Source organism: Comamonas sp. FG99, from assembly GCF_057808605.1.
In genome coordinates this window covers 1-18,540 of sequence record NZ_JBMDII010000040.1, presented here as the reverse complement: position 1 = coordinate 18,540, position 18,540 = coordinate 1, and the positions used below count along the sequence as shown (strand labels likewise).

General features: G+C 68.2%; 14 protein-coding genes. 5 read left to right on the top strand and 9 right to left on the bottom strand.

What is annotated here, in order from left to right:
* Positions 1-7: 7 nt before the first annotated feature.
* A complete protein-coding gene (locus tag ACODRX_RS21395; protein ID WP_488873561.1) occupies positions 8-943 on the bottom strand; it encodes a LysR family transcriptional regulator in 936 nt (311 codons plus the stop codon).
* A gap of 46 nt (positions 944-989) precedes the next feature.
* Complete coding sequence (locus ACODRX_RS21390; RefSeq protein ID WP_488873560.1) at positions 990-1,964, bottom strand: LysR family transcriptional regulator; 975 nt, start codon at positions 1,962-1,964, stop codon at positions 990-992.
* A gap of 152 nt (positions 1,965-2,116) precedes the next feature.
* On the opposite strand from ACODRX_RS21390, the gene ACODRX_RS21385 reads away from it, so the two are divergent.
* The 3 genes from ACODRX_RS21385 (at position 2,117) to nfsB (ending at position 4,275) form a co-directional block, all read left to right on the top strand.
* Positions 2,117-3,037, top strand: coding sequence for a Bug family tripartite tricarboxylate transporter substrate binding protein (locus ACODRX_RS21385; RefSeq protein ID WP_488873559.1), 921 nt, complete (start codon positions 2,117-2,119; stop codon positions 3,035-3,037).
* The gene (locus ACODRX_RS21380) at positions 3,038-3,418 is read left to right on the top strand and encodes a 5-carboxymethyl-2-hydroxymuconate Delta-isomerase (protein WP_488873558.1); all 381 of its coding nucleotides are present in this window, start codon (positions 3,038-3,040) and stop codon (positions 3,416-3,418) included. It begins immediately after the preceding gene.
* A 203-nt stretch (positions 3,419-3,621) separates the two neighbouring features.
* Positions 3,622-4,275, top strand: a complete 654-nt coding sequence (gene nfsB / locus ACODRX_RS21375) for an oxygen-insensitive NAD(P)H nitroreductase (RefSeq protein WP_488873557.1) — start codon at positions 3,622-3,624, stop codon at positions 4,273-4,275.
* Positions 4,276-4,304: 29 nt separating this feature from the next.
* On the opposite strand, the gene ACODRX_RS21370 is transcribed toward nfsB, so the two are convergent.
* Genes ACODRX_RS21370 through ACODRX_RS21360 form a run of 3 tightly spaced genes read right to left on the bottom strand, consistent with a single transcriptional unit; the run spans position 4,305 to position 9,595 of the window.
* Positions 4,305-4,529, bottom strand: coding sequence for a formate dehydrogenase subunit delta (locus tag ACODRX_RS21370; protein ID WP_488873556.1), 225 nt, complete (start codon positions 4,527-4,529; stop codon positions 4,305-4,307).
* On the bottom strand, positions 4,529-7,459 hold the full coding sequence (gene fdhF / locus ACODRX_RS21365) for a formate dehydrogenase subunit alpha (RefSeq protein WP_488873555.1): 2,931 nt from the start codon (positions 7,457-7,459) through the stop codon (positions 4,529-4,531). The genes ACODRX_RS21370 and fdhF overlap by 1 nt, the downstream gene beginning before the upstream one ends.
* Before the next feature lie 12 nt (positions 7,460-7,471).
* Entirely contained in the window at positions 7,472-9,595 is a 2,124-nt protein-coding gene (locus ACODRX_RS21360; protein WP_488873554.1) for a formate dehydrogenase subunit gamma, read from the bottom strand.
* 227 nt (positions 9,596-9,822) lie between these two features.
* On the opposite strand from ACODRX_RS21360, the gene ACODRX_RS21355 reads away from it, so the two are divergent.
* Together ACODRX_RS21355 and ACODRX_RS21350 are read left to right on the top strand one after the other, a co-directional pair.
* Positions 9,823-10,290 (top strand): MarR family winged helix-turn-helix transcriptional regulator, encoded by a 468-nt coding sequence (locus ACODRX_RS21355; protein WP_488873553.1) that lies wholly within the window; start codon positions 9,823-9,825, stop codon positions 10,288-10,290.
* A gap of 149 nt (positions 10,291-10,439) precedes the next feature.
* Positions 10,440-11,834 (top strand): FAD-binding oxidoreductase, encoded by a 1,395-nt coding sequence (locus tag ACODRX_RS21350; RefSeq protein WP_488873552.1) that lies wholly within the window; start codon positions 10,440-10,442, stop codon positions 11,832-11,834.
* Positions 11,835-11,968: 134 nt separating this feature from the next.
* On the opposite strand, the gene ACODRX_RS21345 is transcribed toward ACODRX_RS21350, so the two are convergent.
* The 4 genes from ACODRX_RS21345 to ACODRX_RS21330 all read right to left on the bottom strand — a co-directional run bounded on the left by ACODRX_RS21345 (position 11,969) and on the right by ACODRX_RS21330 (position 18,148).
* Positions 11,969-13,285, bottom strand: a complete 1,317-nt coding sequence (locus ACODRX_RS21345) for an MFS transporter (protein ID WP_488873551.1) — start codon at positions 13,283-13,285, stop codon at positions 11,969-11,971.
* A gap of 210 nt (positions 13,286-13,495) precedes the next feature.
* Positions 13,496-16,378 (bottom strand): c-type cytochrome, encoded by a 2,883-nt coding sequence (locus ACODRX_RS21340; protein WP_488873550.1) that lies wholly within the window; start codon positions 16,376-16,378, stop codon positions 13,496-13,498.
* Positions 16,375-16,926 carry a (2Fe-2S)-binding protein gene (locus tag ACODRX_RS21335; protein WP_488873549.1) on the bottom strand — a complete coding sequence of 184 codons (552 nt, stop codon included), beginning with the start codon at positions 16,924-16,926 and terminating at the stop codon, positions 16,375-16,377. The genes ACODRX_RS21340 and ACODRX_RS21335 overlap by 4 nt, the downstream gene beginning before the upstream one ends.
* A gap of 52 nt (positions 16,927-16,978) precedes the next feature.
* A complete protein-coding gene (locus ACODRX_RS21330; protein WP_488873548.1) occupies positions 16,979-18,148 on the bottom strand; it encodes an FAD-dependent monooxygenase in 1,170 nt (389 codons plus the stop codon).
* Positions 18,149-18,540: the final 392 nt, after the last annotated feature.

Genomic DNA, 18,540 nt, shown 5'->3' with positions numbered 1-18,540 from the left:
GCCGCGCCTACGCAGGGCACGGTGCATCGGCCTGGCCCGCGGCCAGCAGTTCCAGCTGCCGGGCCACGAAGTCGCGCAGCAGGCGCAGCGTGGGCGTGATGTAGCGGCGGCCCGGCAGCACCAGGTACAGCGGCGCAGGCTCGCCACGCCAGTCGCGGCACAGTTGCACCAGCCTGCCCGCATGCAAGTCCTGCGCCACATCGAAACGCGACTTGTAGGCGATGCCCTGACCGGCCAGGGCCCAGCGGCGCACGGCGTCTCCGTCGTTGCAGACATTGCCGCGCCGCACGCGCACGGCCAGGGGCGGTGCGTCCTGCGGCGTGGGTGGCAGGAAACGCCACAGATCGTGGATTTCGTTGCCCACCATGAAGCACAGGCAATCATGCTGCACCAGCTCATGGGGAGAACGAGGCATGCCGCGCCGCTGCAGGTATTGCGGAGCGGCGCACAGTATGCGGTGGTTGTCCAGGGCCACAGGCAGCGCCACCTGGTCCGAGTCGGCAGGGCTGCCATAGCGCAGGGCGGCATCCACGGGTTCGCTGTAGATGTTGGCCAGCTGGTCCGACAACTGCAGCCGAACCGTCACCGCAGGATGCAGGGACTGGAGCTGCACCAGCCATGGCAGCAACAGGTTGCGGCCGAAATCGGAGGGCGCCGACAGCTTGACGACGCCGCGCGGCTCGGTGCCGGCACCCACGCTTCGAGCCACCTCCTGCAGGGACTCGACGGCCGGCGCACAAGCGGCCAAGAACATCTCGCCTTCGGGTGTCAGGCGCAGATGGCGCGTGGAGCGCACGAACAAGCGCACGTCCAGCTCGGCCTCCAGCCGCTTGACGGCCGCACTGGCCGCCGCCGGCGTCAGATCCAGCGCCCGCGCGGCCGCGCTCAGGCTGCCACTTGCGGCCGTGCGCAAGAAGATGTCGAGGTCTTGCAGTGCTTTCATGGAAGAGTTTTTTCTGAGAGCGTGTTCAAAGTGGGCGCAGCCATTTTCAATGCTTGCCTGCCTCATTGGTACGCCGAGGCCGCCCTGACACCGGCAGGCTCGGCGTGCCAGCGACCAGCGCATCCCACAGGTAGCGGCTGGCGTGGCTGTGCTGCCGCTGGCGCAGCCGCACCAGGCATGCCCGGCGCTGCATGCCCTGCACCTGCAGCGGCTCGGCATCGTGTACACCCAGGCTCAGCGCCGCCGCCGCGTTGAGGATGGCCACCATGCCACTCTCGCGCGCGGCAGCCACCAAATCATCCAGCACGTCGGACTCCAGCTGCACCTGGGGCTTGATTCCCAGCGAGGCAAAGGCCGCATCCAGCTGCCTGCGCATCGCATGATCGCTGGGCAGCAGGGCCAGGCGGCTGCCAGCCAGTTGCGCCAGCGTGGCCTGCTTGCGGCGCCCGGGCCGGCTCTGCAGCCCCACGGCCACCACGCCCTCGATAAAGCAAGGCACGATCTCCAGGTCGGCATGCGGCTCCGGGTCGAAGCTGGCCGCGAAATCGATATCCCCCCGCAGCACCCCCTCGTTGAGCGCCTGCGCCGTGCGCCGGCGCAAAGCCACCGACAGCTCCGGCCACTGGGCCTGGGCCGCGCGCGCCACCGGCATGACCCAGCAGGCACCATAGGACTGCACCAGCCCGATGCGCACCTGGCCAGCGATGGTGTCGGCCTGCGCGGGCGCTTCCCGCAGCATGGCCTGCAACTCCAGCAGACAAGCCGCCAGGCGCGGCGCCAGCGCATGCGCCGACAGCGTCGGCAGGGCCCGGCCGGCCGTGCGCTCAAACAGCGACACGCCCAGCACGTCCTCCAGCAGGGCTATCTGCTCGGACAGCGCCGGCTGCGAAATCGAGCATTCGCGAGCAGCCTCCTTGAAGCTGGCCGCATGCATGGCCGCATGGAAGTAGCGCAGCTGCCGCAGCGACACACGCTCCAGTAGGTTGCGCTGCGAGGGTATGAAAGCTCCGGGGACAGCCATGGTGATCGGATTATCCGATCGATAGGGGAAAAAAGTACGATTTGCCAACCCCGACCAGGCTTTGGACACTGGCATCTCGCCCACAACCCACAGTCCGCACCATGAAGAGACGCCATCTTGTCCAAGCCACCGCCGCACTCGCCAGCCTTCGCATGGCAGGCGCACTGCACGCGGCAAGCTTTCCGTCCCGCCCCATCCGCATCGTCTGCCCCTATCCGGCGGGAGCAACCACTGACGCCGTCTCCCGCCTGATGGCCAACGCTCTGCAGGCCGTCAGCGGCGCCACCGCCATCGTGGAAAACCGCGGCGGTGCCGGCGGCAACATCGGCACCGAGCAGGTCGCCCGCGGCGAAGCAGACGGCCACAGCGTGCTATTGGCCGCGCTGGGGCCGATGGCGGCCAACCCCGCGCTGTACGCCAGGCTCAACTTCGACCCCGCCAAGGACTTCACTCCGCTGGCCCTGGCCGCATCGGTACCGCTGGTGATGGCGGCACATCCATCCTTCGCAGCGGACAATCTGCGCGAGGCAGTGGCCCTGCTGCATCGCGCACCGGGCAAGTACTCCTACGCCTCTGCCGGCAACGGCACGCCCCAGCACCTGGCCGGCGAGCTGTTCAAGCGCGAGACGCGGACCTCCATGCTGCATGTGCCCTACCGCGGCTCGGCTCCAGCCCTCAACGATGTGCTGGGCGGCTCGGTGCAGCTGCTGTTCGAGGCATCGCCGGCCATCCTGCAGCACATCGCCAGCGGCAGGCTCAAGGCCCTGGCGGTGACCACGGCCACGCGGCCTGCCGCCCTAACCTCCGTACCCACGCTCAAGGAGGCTGGCATCAATGCGGACATCAGCGGCTGGTACGGTTTCGTTGCCCCGGCCGCCACGCCCCGGGAGCGGATCGCCTGGCTGAGCAACAACATGGCCAAGGCCTTGGCGCAAAAAGCTACACAGGACAAGCTGGCCGAGCTGGGCTCGATCCGCGTGGACAGCTCCCCCCAGGCCTTTGCCCAGCTGATGGACAGCGAGCGCACACGCTGGCAGACGCTGATCCGAGAGATCGGCATCCGACTGGACTAGATGCCAATGCCCCATATCGTCATCGAAGCGCCCGCCGAACTGGCCGCCGCCATCGACTGGCCCCCGCTGCTGCGTGCGCTGCACGAGGCGCTGGCCGCACGTGGCTGGGCAGCCATGGGCGACCTGAAGTCGCGCGTGCTCCCCATCAGCACACAGCTGTGCGGACACGATGCGGCGGCCACGCAGCTCGTTGCCACCCTGACATTGACCAACCCGCGCCCGCCCGGCACCTGCCATCAGATGGCGCAGCTGGTCTTCGAGCACCTGTGCGCAGCCGTGCAGGCCTGCCAGCCCCGAGCATGGGTGCAGTGCTGTGTATTTCTGCGCGAGCACCCCAAGGAGCACTACCTCAAACGGCAATGGAACGCGCCTGCGGGCTAGCAAACTACCAGCCATCGCGAACCGGCACAACGGATGTGCCCAGCAGGTATCCCAGGGGCACCACGGCCGGCATTTCAACGCTTATTTGAAACGGGCTTATGCGCCATGGCCCTTTTTTCGATCAGGCCTCGCATCCAGAATGACTCCCACAGCAGCGGCCATGGGCGCGCCGCTGGCCTCTTCGACCTTTCCACATCGAGATCATGAACATTGCCGACATCGCCACCAGCCGCCACACCACCAAGGCCTTCGATCCGACGCGCCAGATCGATGAAACCCACATGGAGCAGCTGCGCAGCCTGCTGCGCCACAGCGCATCCTCCGTCAACTCCCAACCCTGGCATTTCCTGATCGCGCAAAGCGACGAGGCCAAAAAGCGCGTGGCCTTGGCCACGCAGCCCAGCTACGGGTACAACGAAGCCAAGGTGCTCCATGCTTCCCACGTCGTGGTTTTCTGCGCCCGCAACGACATCGACAACGCCTATCTACAAGCCCTGCTGGCGCAGGAAAACAGCGATGGCCGCTTCTCCTCGCCCGAAGCCCAGGCCGGCCAGGACAAGGGCCGGCGCTTCTATGTCGAGCTCAACCGCCAGTCGGCAGCAGGCCTGAGCGCATGGATGGAAAAGCAGGTATACCTGGCCCTGGGAACGCTGCTCTTGGGCGCACGCACCCTTGGCATCGATGCCTGCCCCATGGAAGGCGTGGATTTCGCCAAGCTCGACGTGGAATTCAAGCTGCACAGCAAGGGCTTGCACAGCATCGCCCTGGTGGCGCTGGGCTACGGCAGCGAACAGGACTTCAACGCGCGCATCCCCAAGTCGCGCCTGCCCGAGTCCAGGGTCATGTGCACGCTGTAAGCATGGGCCCGCAGGGAGACAGCCTTCGGCTATCCCCGCTCCGGATGCGCCGCCAGCGCCTCGCGCACGATGGGCTTGAGCGCCTGCGCCTCCTCGGGGCTGGCCAGCACGCGGGCCAGTTCGGTGCGCATGCGCGGCTCCCAGAACTTGCGGATGTGCTCGGCAATGCCCTGCAGGGCCTCGTCGCGCTCGGGCATGGCCTCGAAGAACTCGCCGATGCGGTTGGCCATGCGCACCAGGTTGGCGCTGTCCATCACTTGCCTCCTGCCATGGCGGGCTGCTGCGCCTGTGGCGCCTGCGCGGCCTGCAGCAGGGCTACCTGCTCTTCATGGACACGCGCGAATTCTCGCTGCCAGTCGGACGGCTGGGCGTGCTGGGGGACGGGCAGCACCTGCACGGCCGTGACCTTGTACTCGGGGCAGTTGGTGGCCCAGTCGGAGCTGTCGGTGGTGATGACGTTGGCGCCCGATTCGGGGAAGTGGAAGGTGGTGTAGACCACGCCCGGCTGGATGCGCTCGGTGACGGTGGCGCGCAGCACCGTCTCGCCCGCGCGGCTGGCGATGCCCACCCAGTCGCCATCGCGTATGCCGCGGTCCTCGGCATCATGCGGATGGATCTCCAGCCGGTCCTCGCTGTGCCAGTGGCCGTTGTGCGTGCGCCGGGTCTGGGCGCCCACGTTGTACTGCGAGAGGATGCGGCCCGTGGTCAGCAGCAGCGGAAAGCGCTGGGTGACCTTCTCGTCGGTGGCCACGTACTGGGTGATAATGAAGCGGCCCTTGCCGCGCACGAAGCGGTCCCTGTGCATGATGCGGGTGCCTGCCTCTTCCGTGCTGTCGTTGCAGGGCCATTGCACGCTGCCCAGGCGGTCGATCTTGTCGTAGTTCACGCCGGCAAAGCTGGGCGTGAGCGCGGCGATCTCGGCCATGATCTCGCGCGGGTGCGTGTAGTGCATGGGGTAGTCCAGCGCATTGGCCAGCAGCTGGGTGACCTCCCAGTCGGCGTACCCGGCCAGCGGCGCCATGACCTTGCGCACGCGCGAGATGCGGCGCTCGGCATTGGTGAAGGTGCCGTCCTTTTCCAGGAAGGAGGCGCCCGGCAGGAAGACATGGGCGTACTTGGCGGTCTCGTTGAGGAAGATGTCCTGCACCACCACGCATTCCATGGCCGAGAGCGCGGCCGTCACATGCTGGGTGTTGGGGTCGGACTGCACGATGTCCTCGCCCTCGCAGTACAGGCCCATGAAGCTGCCGGCCAGGGCGGCCTCGAACATGTTGGGAATGCGCAGGCCGGGCTCGGGGCTGAGCGCCACGCCCCAGGCGCCCTCGAACTCGGCGCGCACCGTGCTGTCCGAGATGTGGCGGTAGCCGGGCAGCTCGTGCGGGAAGGAGCCCATGTCGCAGGAGCCCTGCACATTGTTCTGGCCGCGCAGCGGGTTCACGCCCACGCCCTCGCGGCCCACGTTGCCCGTGGCCATGGCCAGGTTGGCGATGCCCATGACCATGGTCGAGCCCTGCGCATGCTCGGTCACGCCCAGTCCGTAGTAGATGGCGGCGTTGACGGGGGTGCCCGCCACATGGTCCTCGGCGCCCAGCGCATACAGGCGCGCGGCGCCGCGCACGAGTTCGGGCGCCACGCCCGTGACCTCGGCCATGGCCTCGGGCGAGTTCTCGGGCCGGGCCACGAATGCCTTCCACTGCGCGAAGGACTTGGCATCGCAGCGCTCGGCAATGTAGTCCTCGGCCAGCCAGCCCTCGGTGACGATGACATGGGCCAGCGAGGTGATCATGGCCACGTTGGTGCCGGGCCGCAGCTGCAGGTGGTAGTCGGCGCGGATGTGGGGCGACTTGACGAGCTCGATCTCGCGCGGGTCGATGACGATGAGTTTGGCGCCCGCGCGCAGGCGCTTTTTCATGCGCGAGCCGAACACCGGGTGCGCGGCCGTGGGATTGGCGCCTATGACCATGACCACGTCCGTGTGCTCTATGGACTTGAAGGTCTGCGTGCCGGCCGAGGTGCCGTAGGTCTGGCCCAGGCCGTAGCCCGTGGGCGAGTGGCACACGCGCGCGCAGGTATCGACGTTGTTGTTGCCGAAGGCCGTGCGCACCAGCTTCTGCACCAGGTAGGCCTCCTCGTTGGTGCAGCGCGAGGAGGTGATGCCGCCGATGGAATCCTTGCCGTGCTTCGCCTGGATGCGGCGGAACTCGCGGGCCGTGTGGGCAATGGCCTCTTCCCAGCTGACTTCGCGCCAGGGGTCGGTGATCTTCGCGCGGACCATGGGCTGGGTGATGCGGTCCTTGTGCGTGGCATAGCCCCAGGCAAAGCGGCCCTTGACGCAGGCATGGCCCTCGTTGGCCTGGCCGTCCTTCCAGGGCACCATGCGCACCACCTGCTCGCCCTTCATCTCGGCCTTGAAGCCGCAGCCCACGCCGCAGTAGGCGCAGGTGGTGATGGCGCTGTGCCCGGCCTGGCCCAGCTCGGCCACAGTCTTTTCCTGCAGCGTGGCCGTGGGGCAGGCCTGCACGCAGGCGCCGCAGCTGACGCAGTCGCTGTCCATGAAGCTGCCGCCCTGCCCCGCCGTCACGCGCGAGTCGAACCCCCGGCCCGAGATGGTCAGCGCGAAGGTGCCCTGCGTCTCCTCGCAGGCGCGCACGCAGCGGTTGCAGACGATGCACTTGCTGGGGTCGTAGCTGAAATACGGGTTGGACGCATCGACCTCGGCCCGCGCCTGGCCCTTGAAATGGTTGGCGCCCTCAAAGCCGTAGCGCACCTCGCGCAGGCCCACGGTGCCGGCCATGTCCTGCAGTTCGCAGTCGCCGTTGGCGCTGCAGGTCAGGCAGTCCAGCGGGTGGTCGGAGATGTACAGCTCCATCACGCCGCGGCGCAGTTCCTGCAGTTGCAGGCTTTGCGTGCGCACCTTCATGCCGGGCTCGGCGGGCGTGGTGCAAGAGGCCGGAAAGCCCTTGCGCCCCTCGATCTGCACCAGGCACAGGCGGCAGGAACCGAAGGGCTCCAGGCTGTCGGTGGCGCACAGCCTGGGTACGCTGACGCCGCCCTCCATGGCCGCGCGCATCAGCGAGGTGCCTTCGGGCACACTGACCTCGCGGCCATCGATTTCCAGGGTGATCAGGCGTTCGGACGGACTGGCGGGCGTGCCCCAGTCGGCTTGCTTCAGATGGTCGAGCATGGTGTTCTCCGGTCAGGCGGCTGCAGCCACCGTGGTGGACTCGATGCCGAAGTCCTGGGGATAGTGGTTCAGCGCCGAGCGCACGGGATACGGCGTCATCCCGCCCATGGCGCACAGGGAGCCGTGCTGCATGGTGTCGCACAGGCTTTCCAGCAGGGCCACCTGACCGGCGTGGGCGGCAGGGTCGGTGCCGGCGCGCACGATGCGGTCGATGACCTCCACGCCGCGCGTGGAGCCTATGCGGCAGGGTGTGCATTTGCCACAGGACTCGATGGCGCAGAACTCCATGGCATAGCGCGCCAGCCGCGCCATGTCGGCCGTGTCGTCATGCACGACGATGCCGCCGTGTCCCACCACATTGCCCTTGGCCGCATAGGCCTCGTAGTCCAGCGGCGCATCCCAGTCGGCCGGCGCCACATAGCTGCCCAGCGGGCCGCCCACCTGCACGGCCTTGACGGTGCGGCCCGAGGCCGTGCCGCCGCCAAAGTCCTCCACCAGCTCGCGCAGGCTCAGGCCGAAGGCCTTCTCCACCAGGCCGCCGCGCGCGATGTTGCCGGCCAGCTGGAACGGCAGCGTGCCGCGCGAGCGGCCCATGCCGAAGCCCTGGTAGAAGGCCGCGCCGCGCGCCAGGATCAGCGGCACCGTGGCCAGCGTGATCACGTTGTTGATCACCGTGGGCCGGCCCCACAGGCCTTCGATGGCCGGCAGCGGCGGCTTGGCACGCACGATGCCGCGCCGCCCCTCGATGCTCTCCAGCATGGCGGTTTCCTCGCCGCAGACATAGCTGCCCGCGCCCTTGCGCACCTCCAGGTGGAAGGCGCGCCCACTGCCGGCCACGTCGCGGCCCAGCCAGCCTGCGGCCTCGGCACGCGCAATGGCTTCATTCAGCGTGGCGATGGCATGCGGATACTCGCTGCGCACATAGACAAGGCCCTGGGTGGCGCCCACGGCCAGGCCGGCGATGGCCATGCCCTCGATCAGCGTGTAGGGGTCGCCCTCCATCAGCAGCCGGTCCGCGAAGGTGCCTGAATCGCCTTCGTCGGCATTGCAGGCAATGTACTTTTGCGGCCCCTTGGCGGCGGCCACGGTCTTCCACTTGATGCCGGCCGGAAAGGCCGCGCCGCCGCGCCCGCGCAGGCCCGAATCCAGCACCTCCTGCACGATGGCGGCAGGCTCCAGGCCCGCCGCGCGCTCCAGTCCCTGCCAGCCGCCATGGGCCGCATAGTCGGCCAGGCTCAGCGGGTCGGTGACGCCCAGGCGCGCAAAGGTCAGGCGCTCCTGGCGCGCCAGGTAGGGAATGGCTTCGGTCAGCCCATGGCACAGCGCATGGTTTCGGCCCTGCAGCATTCCGGCATCCAGCAGCCCCGGCACGGCATCGGCCGTGACCGGACCGTAGGCCACACGGCCTTCGGGCGTCTCGACCTCCACCAGGGTCTCCAGCCACAGCAGGCCGCGCGAGCCATTGCGCACGATCTGCACCTGAAGGCCGCGCGCAGCGCACTCGCCCTGCAGGGTGCGGGCCACGGCATCGGCCCCCACGGCCAGAGCAGCGGCATCGCGGGGAACGTAGACGCGCACGCCTTGCGATGCCGCAGCAGGCTGGGCGGCAGCGTTCACCGGTCCAGGATGGCGGCACTGCTGCAGCAGCGCGTCCAGATCCCGCGCCGTCACATGGGCATGGGGATGGCCATCGAGCATCACGGCCGGCGACGACGCGCACAGCCCCAGGCAGTACACCGGCTCCAGCGTCACGGCGCCATCGGCGCTGCGGCCATGGGACCCGCAGCCCAGCGCCTCGCCCGCATGCTGCAGCAGCGCGTCGGCACCGCGCGACTGGCAGGCCTCGGCGCGGCAGACCTGCAGCACATGGCGGCCCGGCGGCGTGGTGCGGAAATGGGGGTAGTAGGAGAGGACGCCATGCACCTCGGCGCGCGAGAGGTTCAATGCATCGGCGATGCGCGGCACGGCGGCTTCGGGGACATGGCCCAGCGTGTCCTGCACGGCGTGCAGCAACTCGATCAGGGGGCCGGGGCGCAGCGCCTGGGATGCGATGGCGTGGTCGACGGCTTCGCGTTCATGGGCGCCCAGCGCTGCGCTGGCAACGATGGGGATGGTGGTCCCGTGGGTAGCTGGCATGGAAATGGACCCCGCAGGGTCTTCGCTGGCTATTGTTGTAGGGCGGCGAGGCGCATGCCCTGGGCAGCCGGCACCCCGCTTGTCTCCACGCTATTTCAAGCGCAATGTGCATCCACGTCAAATTCAATCCCGTGATTGCCTGATTCAATTCTGAAATGAGGGCTTGCCCTGGCCTGGCGCCGGCGCGCGCGGCATTCGCATCGGCGCGCCCGATCTTTGCTAAGCTCATGCACCAAATGACCAATCCGCCAACCGCCGACCTGGGCGACTATCACTTTTCCGACCAGATCGGCCACCTGCTGCGGCGCGTCTACCAGCGCCACACCGCGCTGTTCCAGCAATACATCCCCGACTCGCAGCTCACGGCCGCCCAGTTCGTCGTCCTGTGCTCGGTGCGCGAGCATGGCGGCAGCTCGCTGGCCGACATCGTCAAGGCCACGGTGATCGACCAGGCCACGATCCGCGGCGTGGTCGACCGGCTCAGACAGCGCGAGCTCGTCCGCGTGGACCACGACAAGAGCGACCGGCGCAAGGTGGTGATCGACCTCACGCCGGCCGGCCGGCAGCTGGTGCAGGAGATGGAGCCGTTCGCCCAGCAGATCACCGAGAGCACCTACGGCAGGCTCAACCCCGCCGAGCGGCTGGCGCTGGATTTCCTGCTGCGCAAGATGCTTGAAGGCAACGACACCCCATGACGTGCCGGGCTGCCAGCAGGGCATTGCTTTGCGAGCTAACCGCAGCAGCGCCAGCCCGTTCTCCCCGATCCAAATGCGGTGACCCGAAGGCCCCGGAACACACAGCCCAGCTGCCCTCGGCTGTTTGCCCGGCCCGCCGAACATTCCTCGTGAAGTCGCTGGCAAGTGCGGGCTTGCTGGCCCCGGCGCCGGTGCCTGCGCTTGCTGCCGAGCGACTGCTCGTCACCAACGTCACTGGACTGTATTCCGTCCAGGTAGCGCGCATCGAGGCCCCTCGCTCCACTGATGAGGTATCCACCTTGATACGCAACTGGCCGGGGCAGGTGGGCATCGGGGGTGGCCGCTACAGCATGGGCGGACAAGTCGCCGTCCAGGCCGGGCTCCATCTTGATATGCGCCGGATGAACCGGCTGGTCTGGGTGCAGCCTGCCAACCGCCTGGCCAGGGTTCAGGCGGGGATGTGTTGGCGCGACCTGCAGGACAGCCTGGACCCGCTGGGCCTTGCGGTCAAGACGATGCAGAGCTACGCCAACTTCACCGTGGGAGGCTCGGTCTCGGTCAACTGCCATGGCCGCTACGTTGGCCATGGCTCGATTGGCAATACGGTGCGCGCACTGCAACTGGTCATGGCCGACGGGTCGGTTGTCGAGACCAGCGCCTCCATGCGGCCCGAACTGTTTCGGGCAGCCATCGGAGGATATGGGGCCATTGCCGTCATCACCGAAGTCGAGCTTGAACTCACGGACAACATCCGCATCGAGCGCGTGGTGGAGACCGTACCGCTGGAAGGCTACGTGGCGCACTTCAAGGAGAAGGTGCTTGGCGACCAGCGCGCCGTCATGCACAACGCCGACCTGCTGCCCCCCAGTTTTGACAGTCCGGTGTGCGTGACCTGGCGGCAGGTGCCGCAAACCACGCCGCTGACCCAGGCCGAGAGGCTGGTGCCCCGGGGCCAGTCCTATGGGTGGGAGCAGAACATCATCTGGTCTGTTACGGAGCTGCCGGGCGGGCAGGCGCTACGCAAGAACCTCATCCAGCCCATGCTCCTGGACAAGCCCGCCGTCAAGTGGCTGAACCATGAGGCCAGCCTGGACGTCGCCGCGCTGGAGCCGCGCACGCGTGCCATGTCCACCTATGTGCTGCAGGAATACTTCATCCCGGAACAGCAGGCCGTGAGCTTCGTGCGCGCGATGGCCAGGGTTCTGCAGCAACACGAAGTGGCAGCGCTGAACATCTCCATCCGGCACGCGCCGGCCGACACAACGGCACTGTTGCCCTGGGCGCGCGAGAACGTGTTCTCCTTCGTGCTCTACTACAAGCAACGCACCTGGAGCAGCGCCCAGGAGAAAGTGGGCCGCTGGACGCGCGAACTCATCGACCTGTCGTTGCAGCATGGCGGCCGCTACTACCTGCCCTACCAGTTGCACGCGACGGCGCGGCAGTTTGAGTCTGCCTATCCTGAAATAGCGCAGCTGCGTCTGCTGAAGCGACAGGTGGACCCGAACGCCAAGTTCTCCAACGAGCTCTGGCGCAAATACCTCTGAAGCCAAGGCCTTGCTTTTTGATCGCTCCCATGAAGGATGCCCCGCAAGAGCGGGGCAGCTTTCATGCCAGGCGCGGCAGACTGTTTACACAGCCTGCTGCGCAGGCCTTTTCGCCTCAGGCCTGCGTCGAGGCATCAATCCAGCGCCCGGTTGCGCGACTCCACGTCCACCGCCCAGATCGAGATCGCCCCGGCCACCAGCATGCTGGACAGCACGGCCAGGGCCAGCGTGAAGTGGGTGGCCATGATGGGCGCGATGATGGCCGGCGCGAACAGGCCGCCGAAGCGCGCCACGGCACCGGCCATGCCCATGCCGCTGGCGCGCAGGTCGGTGGGGTAGACCTCGGGGGTGAAAGCATACAGCGCGCCCCAGGTGCCCAGCAGCGAGAAGCTCATCAGCAAGGTCGAGCCGATGACCACGAAGGGCGACGAGCCCAGGCTGTAGAACATGCAGCCCACGGCGCTGAGCAGCAAAAAGCCGATCAGCGTGGGCTTGCGGCCCCAGCGCTCCACGCCATAGGCCGAGAGCGCGAAGCCGGGCAGCTGCACCAGGGCCAGCACCACCAGGAAGACCTGGCCACGCATGAAGGCGAAGCCCTCGCTGCCGAGCTTGACCGGCAGGTAGACGAAGACGCCGTAGTAGGCGATGGAGATCAGCGCCCAGGCCAGGAACAGCGCCAGGCTGCGGCGGCGCAGCTCGGACGAGAACAGCGCACCCAGCGACTTTCGCACCTGCGCCTCGGGCTGCAGCGGCGGGATCTGCACCGCGTTGCCGTTGGTCTTGGCCACCCGCTCCAGCACCTTGCGCGCCTGCTCGGACTTGCCGTTACGGTTGAGGAACATCGGCGACTCGGGGATGTAGAAGCGCAGCACCACGCCGATCAGGGCCGGAATGCCGGTCACGAAGAAGATCACGCGCCAGGCATCGTCGCCCCAGGCCACCGCGACCAGCGCCAGGATGGCCAGGAAAATGGTGCCCACGGCCCAGAACGATTCCAGCAGCACCAGCCAGCGCCCGCGCCGGTCGCTGGGCAGGAACTCGGCCATCATGGTGTAGTCCACCGGCAGCGTGCCGCCCACGCCGATGCCGGTCAGGAAGCGCAGGAACAGCAGCCAGGCGAACTCGGGCGCAAAGGCCGATGCCACGCCGCAGCAGGCATCGATGACCACCGCCATCATCAGCACCGGGCGGCGGCCGATGCGGTCGGCCAGGCGGCCGAATACGAAGGCGCCGATCAGCATGCCGATGAAGAAGAAGGTGCCGGTCTGCAGCGCCTCGGGCACGGTCTTGCCGAAGGTCTTGGCGATCGACGGCGCGCTGAAGCCGATGGACAGCACCTGCATCGCATCGGCCAGCCAGACCAGGCCGAAGATCACGAAAAGCCGGTACTGGAACTTGCCGACACCCGCCGTCTGGATGCCTTTTTCCACTGAAACGAATGAAGATGACATGTAGGAACTCCTCTTTGTAGCCATCGCAATGCTGTTGAATCCATATCCGGCAGCGGCCTGCGCCCCCCGCCGGAAACCCTTAACGCAAAACCCATCCCCTCGGCACCATCCGAATGGTCCGATCACAAAAGAAACCTTGGTCTTCAGAAGCGCGGGCTGGAGCCCGCCTCGTGTATCCGCGGCCACGCCATGCCGCCGCCTGCCTGCACCCTAATGCTGCTGCGCATGCATCTGCGCCCGCAGCCTGCTAATCGTCGTCGTATCGTCTGGCCACGCTTTTTCCTCCGGTGCAAATCGTTCGCGCAAATATCCGAGCAGGTCCGCGATCTGCCGGTCGTCCAGGCTGTCGCCAAAGCCCGGCATGTAGCCCAGCGCATCGTCGGCCGGCGCCTGTATGCCGTTCAGGATCACCTGGACCAGGTTGTCGGGGCTGGCCGCATGCAGGTTGGTGTTCAAGCCCAGCAGCGGCTTGGCGCCGAACAGCGTGGGGCCGCTGCCCGCTTCGTGGCAGACCGCGCAGGCGTTGTGGTAGATGCGCTCGCCATTGGCGTGGCGCGCCAAGAGCCTGGCCGGCGCGGCCGGCGCCGGTGCAGCCGCCGCCTCGGCCACCTGCGGCGCCTGGCCCGGCAGCGCCATCAGGTAGGTGGCGATGGCGCGCACGTCGGCATCGGGCAGCTCGGCCAGGCCATGGATCACCGGCGCCATGGGCCCGGCGGCCACGCCGTGGCGGGCCGAGAAGCCGGTGCGCAGGTACTGGTACAGCTCGTCGCGACTCCAGGGCAGCTTGCCGCCTGCGAGCTGGTTGAGGGCCGGGGCGCTCCACCCCTCGGCCTCGCCGCCGCCCAGGTAGTGGATGCCGGTCTTTTCGGCGCCCAGCGCATTGCGCGGCGAATGGCAGGCCGCGCAGTGGCCCGCGCCTTCGACCAGGTAGGCGCCCCGGTTCCATTCGGCGCTGCGCGCGGGATCGGCCTTGAAGGGCGTGGCATCGTGGAACAGCAGGTTCCAGCCGGCCATGGCCGGGCGCAGGCTGTAGGGAAAGGCCAGCTGCGTCTCGGGGGCCTTGGCCTTTACGGCGGGCTGGGACATTAGGTAGCCGTAGAGCGCCTGCAGGTCGCCATCGCTGAGCTTGGCGAAGGCCGTGTACGGGAAGGCCGGATACAGCTGGCGGCCATCCTGGTGGATGCCGTGGCGCATGGCGCGCTCGAAGGCGGCGTAGGACCAGCGGCCTATGCCGGTCTCGTTGTCGGGCGTGATGTTGGTGGAGTAGATGGTGCCGAACGGCGTCTCCAGGCCGAAGCCACCCGCATTGGCAGCGCCACCCGGCGCCGTGTGGCAGACCACGCAGTCGCCCGCCGCCGCCACCAGCCGGCCGCGCTCCAGGGCCTGGGGCGAGTACAGCGACACATCGGGCCCGTCCGTCAGCGGCAGGGCCGGCTTCAGCGGCCAGGCCATGGCGGCCATGCCGGCGATGCCGGCCGCACCGGCGGCCAGCCAGCCCCAGCCACGGCCGGGCTTTGCAGCGGATGGCTTGCCCGCGACCTCGCCGGCCAGCGCCAGGCGCAGCTGTTCGGGCTGGAAGGGCACTTCGCGCAGCCGCACCCCGGTCGCATGGCGGATGGCGTTGGCAATCGCGGCAGCGGCGGGCAAGGTGGCCACGCCGTCCAGGCCCAGGCTGCCATGCGCGATGACCGCGCCTGCCGGCGCCGCCGCATCGGGCACCAGGGCAGCGCCGGCCGCTGCCGCATCGGCACCGGCGGGGCCGCGCCAGTCGTCAAAGGCCGCCGGCGCGCCCAGCAGCCGGCGCGCACCGGCCAGCAGCTGCGGGTCTTGCCGCACAATCTGCGGATGCAGGCTTGCACCCTGCGCAGCGTGCAGATGCCGGCTGTCGTGCCCCGCGACCACGCGGGTGACCTCGACCTCGCCGGTTTGCGGGTCCACCGCCACCTCGGCCACCCAGGCGCTCCAGACCATGCTGTCCAGGGCCTGTACTTGCGCCGCGGCAAAGCCCCGGCCCCGCAGGCGGCCATCGGCATCCTGCGCCTTCTCCGGCCACGCCGCGCTTTGCGCCACGCGCGCGGCCAGCTCGCGCCCCGGCCCCTGTGGCAGGTGCTGCAGCCGCCAGGCCAGCGGCTCGGCGCCCTGCTCCAGCGCCTGCTCGTGCCACAGGCTTTCGCTGGCGAAGACCTGGGCGGCGTTCAGCTCGTCGACCCCGGCATGCGCCAGGCCTGCCGCCTGCCTGCGTGCCTGCACCGTGCCGGCATCGACCACGCTGGCGCGGGCCGCGGCACGCGCCAGGCCGGGCTGGCTCAGCAGCCGCGCCAGGCTGGGCCGCACCGCCCAGGGCTGGTCGGCCGAGAAGGTGGCCGGCGCCGGTGCCGCGGCCCCAGGCTGCAGCGCGGTGCCGGGTTCGGCCCGGGCTGCCAGTGTCTCAGCCCCGGATGCCCTTGCAGGCCGCAGCACCAGCTCGCCCGGCAGCTGCTCGCCTTCGCAGGCCACGCTGACCGGCCGGCCCACGGCCTGCGACAGCAGGGCCGCATCGGCGGCGGCATCCATCAGGTCGAGCGGATGCGGCGCAGCGCCTTCCAGGGCCAGCACGCGCAGCGCCGAGACGGGCAGCTGCAGCAGCGCGGCGATTTCGCCAACGATCATGGCCTGCAGCTCGGCCGCGCAGCGCGGCAGCCAGAGGCTGGCATGGCCGTCGGCACACCAGGCAATGGCCTGCGCGCCCGCCGGCGCATCGGCACGCGGCATGCGCCAGATGAATGGGCCGGCACCCTCTCCATCGCTACCCGCCAAGGGGGCTGCCGCGCTGGCGCCATGCCATACGGGCGCCAGGCTCGCGGCTGCCTGGTGCGCATGGACAGGCGCCACCGCAACCACGCCGAGAAAGTTCGCGCGCCGCAGCGCGGCAACCACGCCGGCCATGCCGCGGGCTTCGGCCAGCCGGGCCTCGCCGAGTTCCGCGGCCAGTTCCGCGCCCTGGTAGCGCAGGCCATCCCAGGCCGCGAACGGCGGGCGCAGCGCCAGGCCGTGCAGCAGGTCCGGCGGCAGCGCCACGGCGGCCTGCAGGGCGGGGGATGCGCTCGGGCTCATGCCTTTGCCCCCCGCGCTGCGCAGGCATGGCCCGGGCAGGGCTGCGGGCCGCGGCCGGCGCGCAGCTCCACCGCGCGCAGCGCGGCCTGCATGATCTCCACATGCGTGCCACAGCGGCACAGGTTGTGGTGCAGCTCGTTGCGCAGCTGCTGCTCGGTGGGCTGCGGGTTGCGGCGCAGCAGGGCCTCCACCGTCATGATCATGCCGTTGAGGCAGTAGCCGCACTGGGCCGCCTGGCAGTCGATGAAGGCCTGCTGCGTGGGGCCCGGGCACTGGCGCGTGCCCAGGCCTTCGAGCGTGGTCACCTCGCGGCCCACGGCCGCCTTCACCGGGATCACGCAGGAGCGCGCGGCCACGCCATCGATCAGCACCGTGCAGGCGCCGCACTCGCCCAGGCCGCAGCCGTACTTGGGACCGTTCAGTTCCAGGTCATTGCGCAGCACATGCAGCAGCGCCGCCTCGGGCGCCGCTGGCACCTCGTGCATGCGCGCATTGACCTGCAGGCGCAGGGGCTGGACGGTACTGCTGTGATGGACTGGGTTTGCCATGGGGCTGGGTTCTTGCAACGGGGCTGCGGTTCGGGCTGTCGGGCCGCCAGTATCAGGCCGCGGCCTTGGCCTTGGGCTCGACCAGCGGCACGTTGAACACGTCGTAGCCGAAGCACCAGGACGGATCTTCGTTGGTGCGCAGCCAGGTGTTGTCGTGCGAGATGCGCTGCACCTTGCTGGCGCGCTCGGCCCGGTTGGCCTCGTACAGCGCGAAGGCCAGTTCATGGTTGTGCGCACCGACTTCCTTGAGGCAGCGCGCCAGCATGGCGCCATCCTCGATGGCCATGGCCGCGCCCTGGGCCATGTGCGGCTTCATGGGATGGCAGGCATCGCCCAGCAGCACCAGGCGGCCGCGGCTCCACAGCGGCAGCGGGTCGCGCTCCAGCAGCGACCACTTGGTCACTTCCACGGTGGCGTCGATCAGCGCCTGCACCGTCGGGTGCCAGCCCGAGAAGGCCTCGCGCATCTCTTCCTTGCTGCTCTCCAGCCAGCGGTCGTTGAGGTCCCACTTCTCGACCGGCACGCCGGTCACGTAGTAGAGCTCGTCGGCCTTGCCGGTGACGAAGTAGGTCATCATGTGGCGGTCATCGCTCCACCACTTCACGCAGGCATCGAAGGGCAGCATGCCGGCCTTGACCTCGGGCGTGGGGAACACGGCACGGTGGGCCAGGTAGCCCGCGTACTTGGGCAGCTCGGGGCCCAGCAGTTCCTCGCGGATGCGGGAGTTCACGCCGTCGGCGCCGATGACGATATCCGCCTCCTCGGTCGTGCCGTCGGCGAAGTGCATGACCACCACGTTGCCGCGGTCCTCCACCTTGGTGAGGAACTTGCCGTAGGCCATCACGCTGTCGGGCAGGGCCTCGACCAGCAGCGCATGGAAGTCGCCGCGGTGCACGGTCAGGTAGCTGGCGCCGTACTCCTTGACGGCGTAGTCGCCCAGCGGGATCTGGGCCAGCACGTCGCCGGTCTGCCAGTGGCGGCTGTACCAGTAGTCGGGATGCGAGCCCTGCTCGTTGAGCGCATCCTCGATGCCGATGCGCCGCAGGATCTTCATCACGTTGGGCCCGACGTGGATGCCTGCTCCCAGCCGCGAGAAGCTGGGCGCCTGCTCATAGACGCGGACATTGAAGCCTTCCTGGAGCAGCAGCTTGGCAGCAGCTGCGCCACCGAGGCCGGCGCCGACCACGGCGATGCGGGGGGACTGGGAGGTGGATGAGGACATGGTTTTCTCCTTGCGGGAATGTTGAGAGGCAGACAAAACAGCCATCGCGTCAGCCTGTTCATGCCGGGTGTACAGCAGGATCCATGCCAAGCTTCAAAGGCCTTAATTCAGGTGTATGCACTTAATTTTTTAAAACATCAACTGCACCACAAGGCAGCAGAATAAATGTTTTTCTGGATTTTTTGGTGCAATTTTTGCACTGTTTAGGTACAAACCACTATAAAAATGATGTTTGCCAAACGGCATATCTTTTGCAAGAATAAAGCGTATACGCTCATTTGATTTCAATCAAATCCTATTGACCACTGCAGAAAGCAAGCCCAATGACCAAGACCTACCGCATCGGCCAGATCGTGCCGAGTTCGAACACCACCATGGAGACCGAGATACCG

Bases quoted from the DNA above. Each gene is read 5' to 3' on its own strand.
- ACODRX_RS21355 (WP_488873553.1), top strand. From the start codon at position 9,823: ATGCACCAAATGACCAATCCGCCAACCGCCGACCTGGGCGACTATCAC.
- ACODRX_RS21345 (WP_488873551.1), bottom strand. From the start codon at position 13,285: ATGTCATCTTCATTCGTTTCAGTGGAAAAAGGCATCCAGACGGCGGGT.
- ACODRX_RS21385 (WP_488873559.1), top strand. From the start codon at position 2,117: ATGGCAGGCGCACTGCACGCGGCAAGCTTTCCGTCCCGCCCCATCCGC.
- ACODRX_RS21360 (WP_488873554.1), bottom strand. From the start codon at position 9,595: ATGCCAGCTACCCACGGGACCACCATCCCCATCGTTGCCAGCGCAGCG.
- ACODRX_RS21380 (WP_488873558.1), top strand. From the start codon at position 3,038: ATGCCAATGCCCCATATCGTCATCGAAGCGCCCGCCGAACTGGCCGCC.
- nfsB (WP_488873557.1), top strand. From the start codon at position 3,622: ATGAACATTGCCGACATCGCCACCAGCCGCCACACCACCAAGGCCTTC.
- ACODRX_RS21340 (WP_488873550.1), bottom strand. From the start codon at position 16,378: ATGAGCCCGAGCGCATCCCCCGCCCTGCAGGCCGCCGTGGCGCTGCCG.
- ACODRX_RS21395 (WP_488873561.1), bottom strand. From the start codon at position 943: ATGAAAGCACTGCAAGACCTCGACATCTTCTTGCGCACGGCCGCAAGT.
- ACODRX_RS21370 (WP_488873556.1), bottom strand. From the start codon at position 4,529: ATGGACAGCGCCAACCTGGTGCGCATGGCCAACCGCATCGGCGAGTTC.
- fdhF (WP_488873555.1), bottom strand. From the start codon at position 7,459: ATGCTCGACCATCTGAAGCAAGCCGACTGGGGCACGCCCGCCAGTCCG.
- ACODRX_RS21390 (WP_488873560.1), bottom strand. From the start codon at position 1,964: ATGGCTGTCCCCGGAGCTTTCATACCCTCGCAGCGCAACCTACTGGAG.
- ACODRX_RS21330 (WP_488873548.1), bottom strand. From the start codon at position 18,148: ATGTCCTCATCCACCTCCCAGTCCCCCCGCATCGCCGTGGTCGGCGCC.
- ACODRX_RS21335 (WP_488873549.1), bottom strand. From the start codon at position 16,926: ATGGCAAACCCAGTCCATCACAGCAGTACCGTCCAGCCCCTGCGCCTG.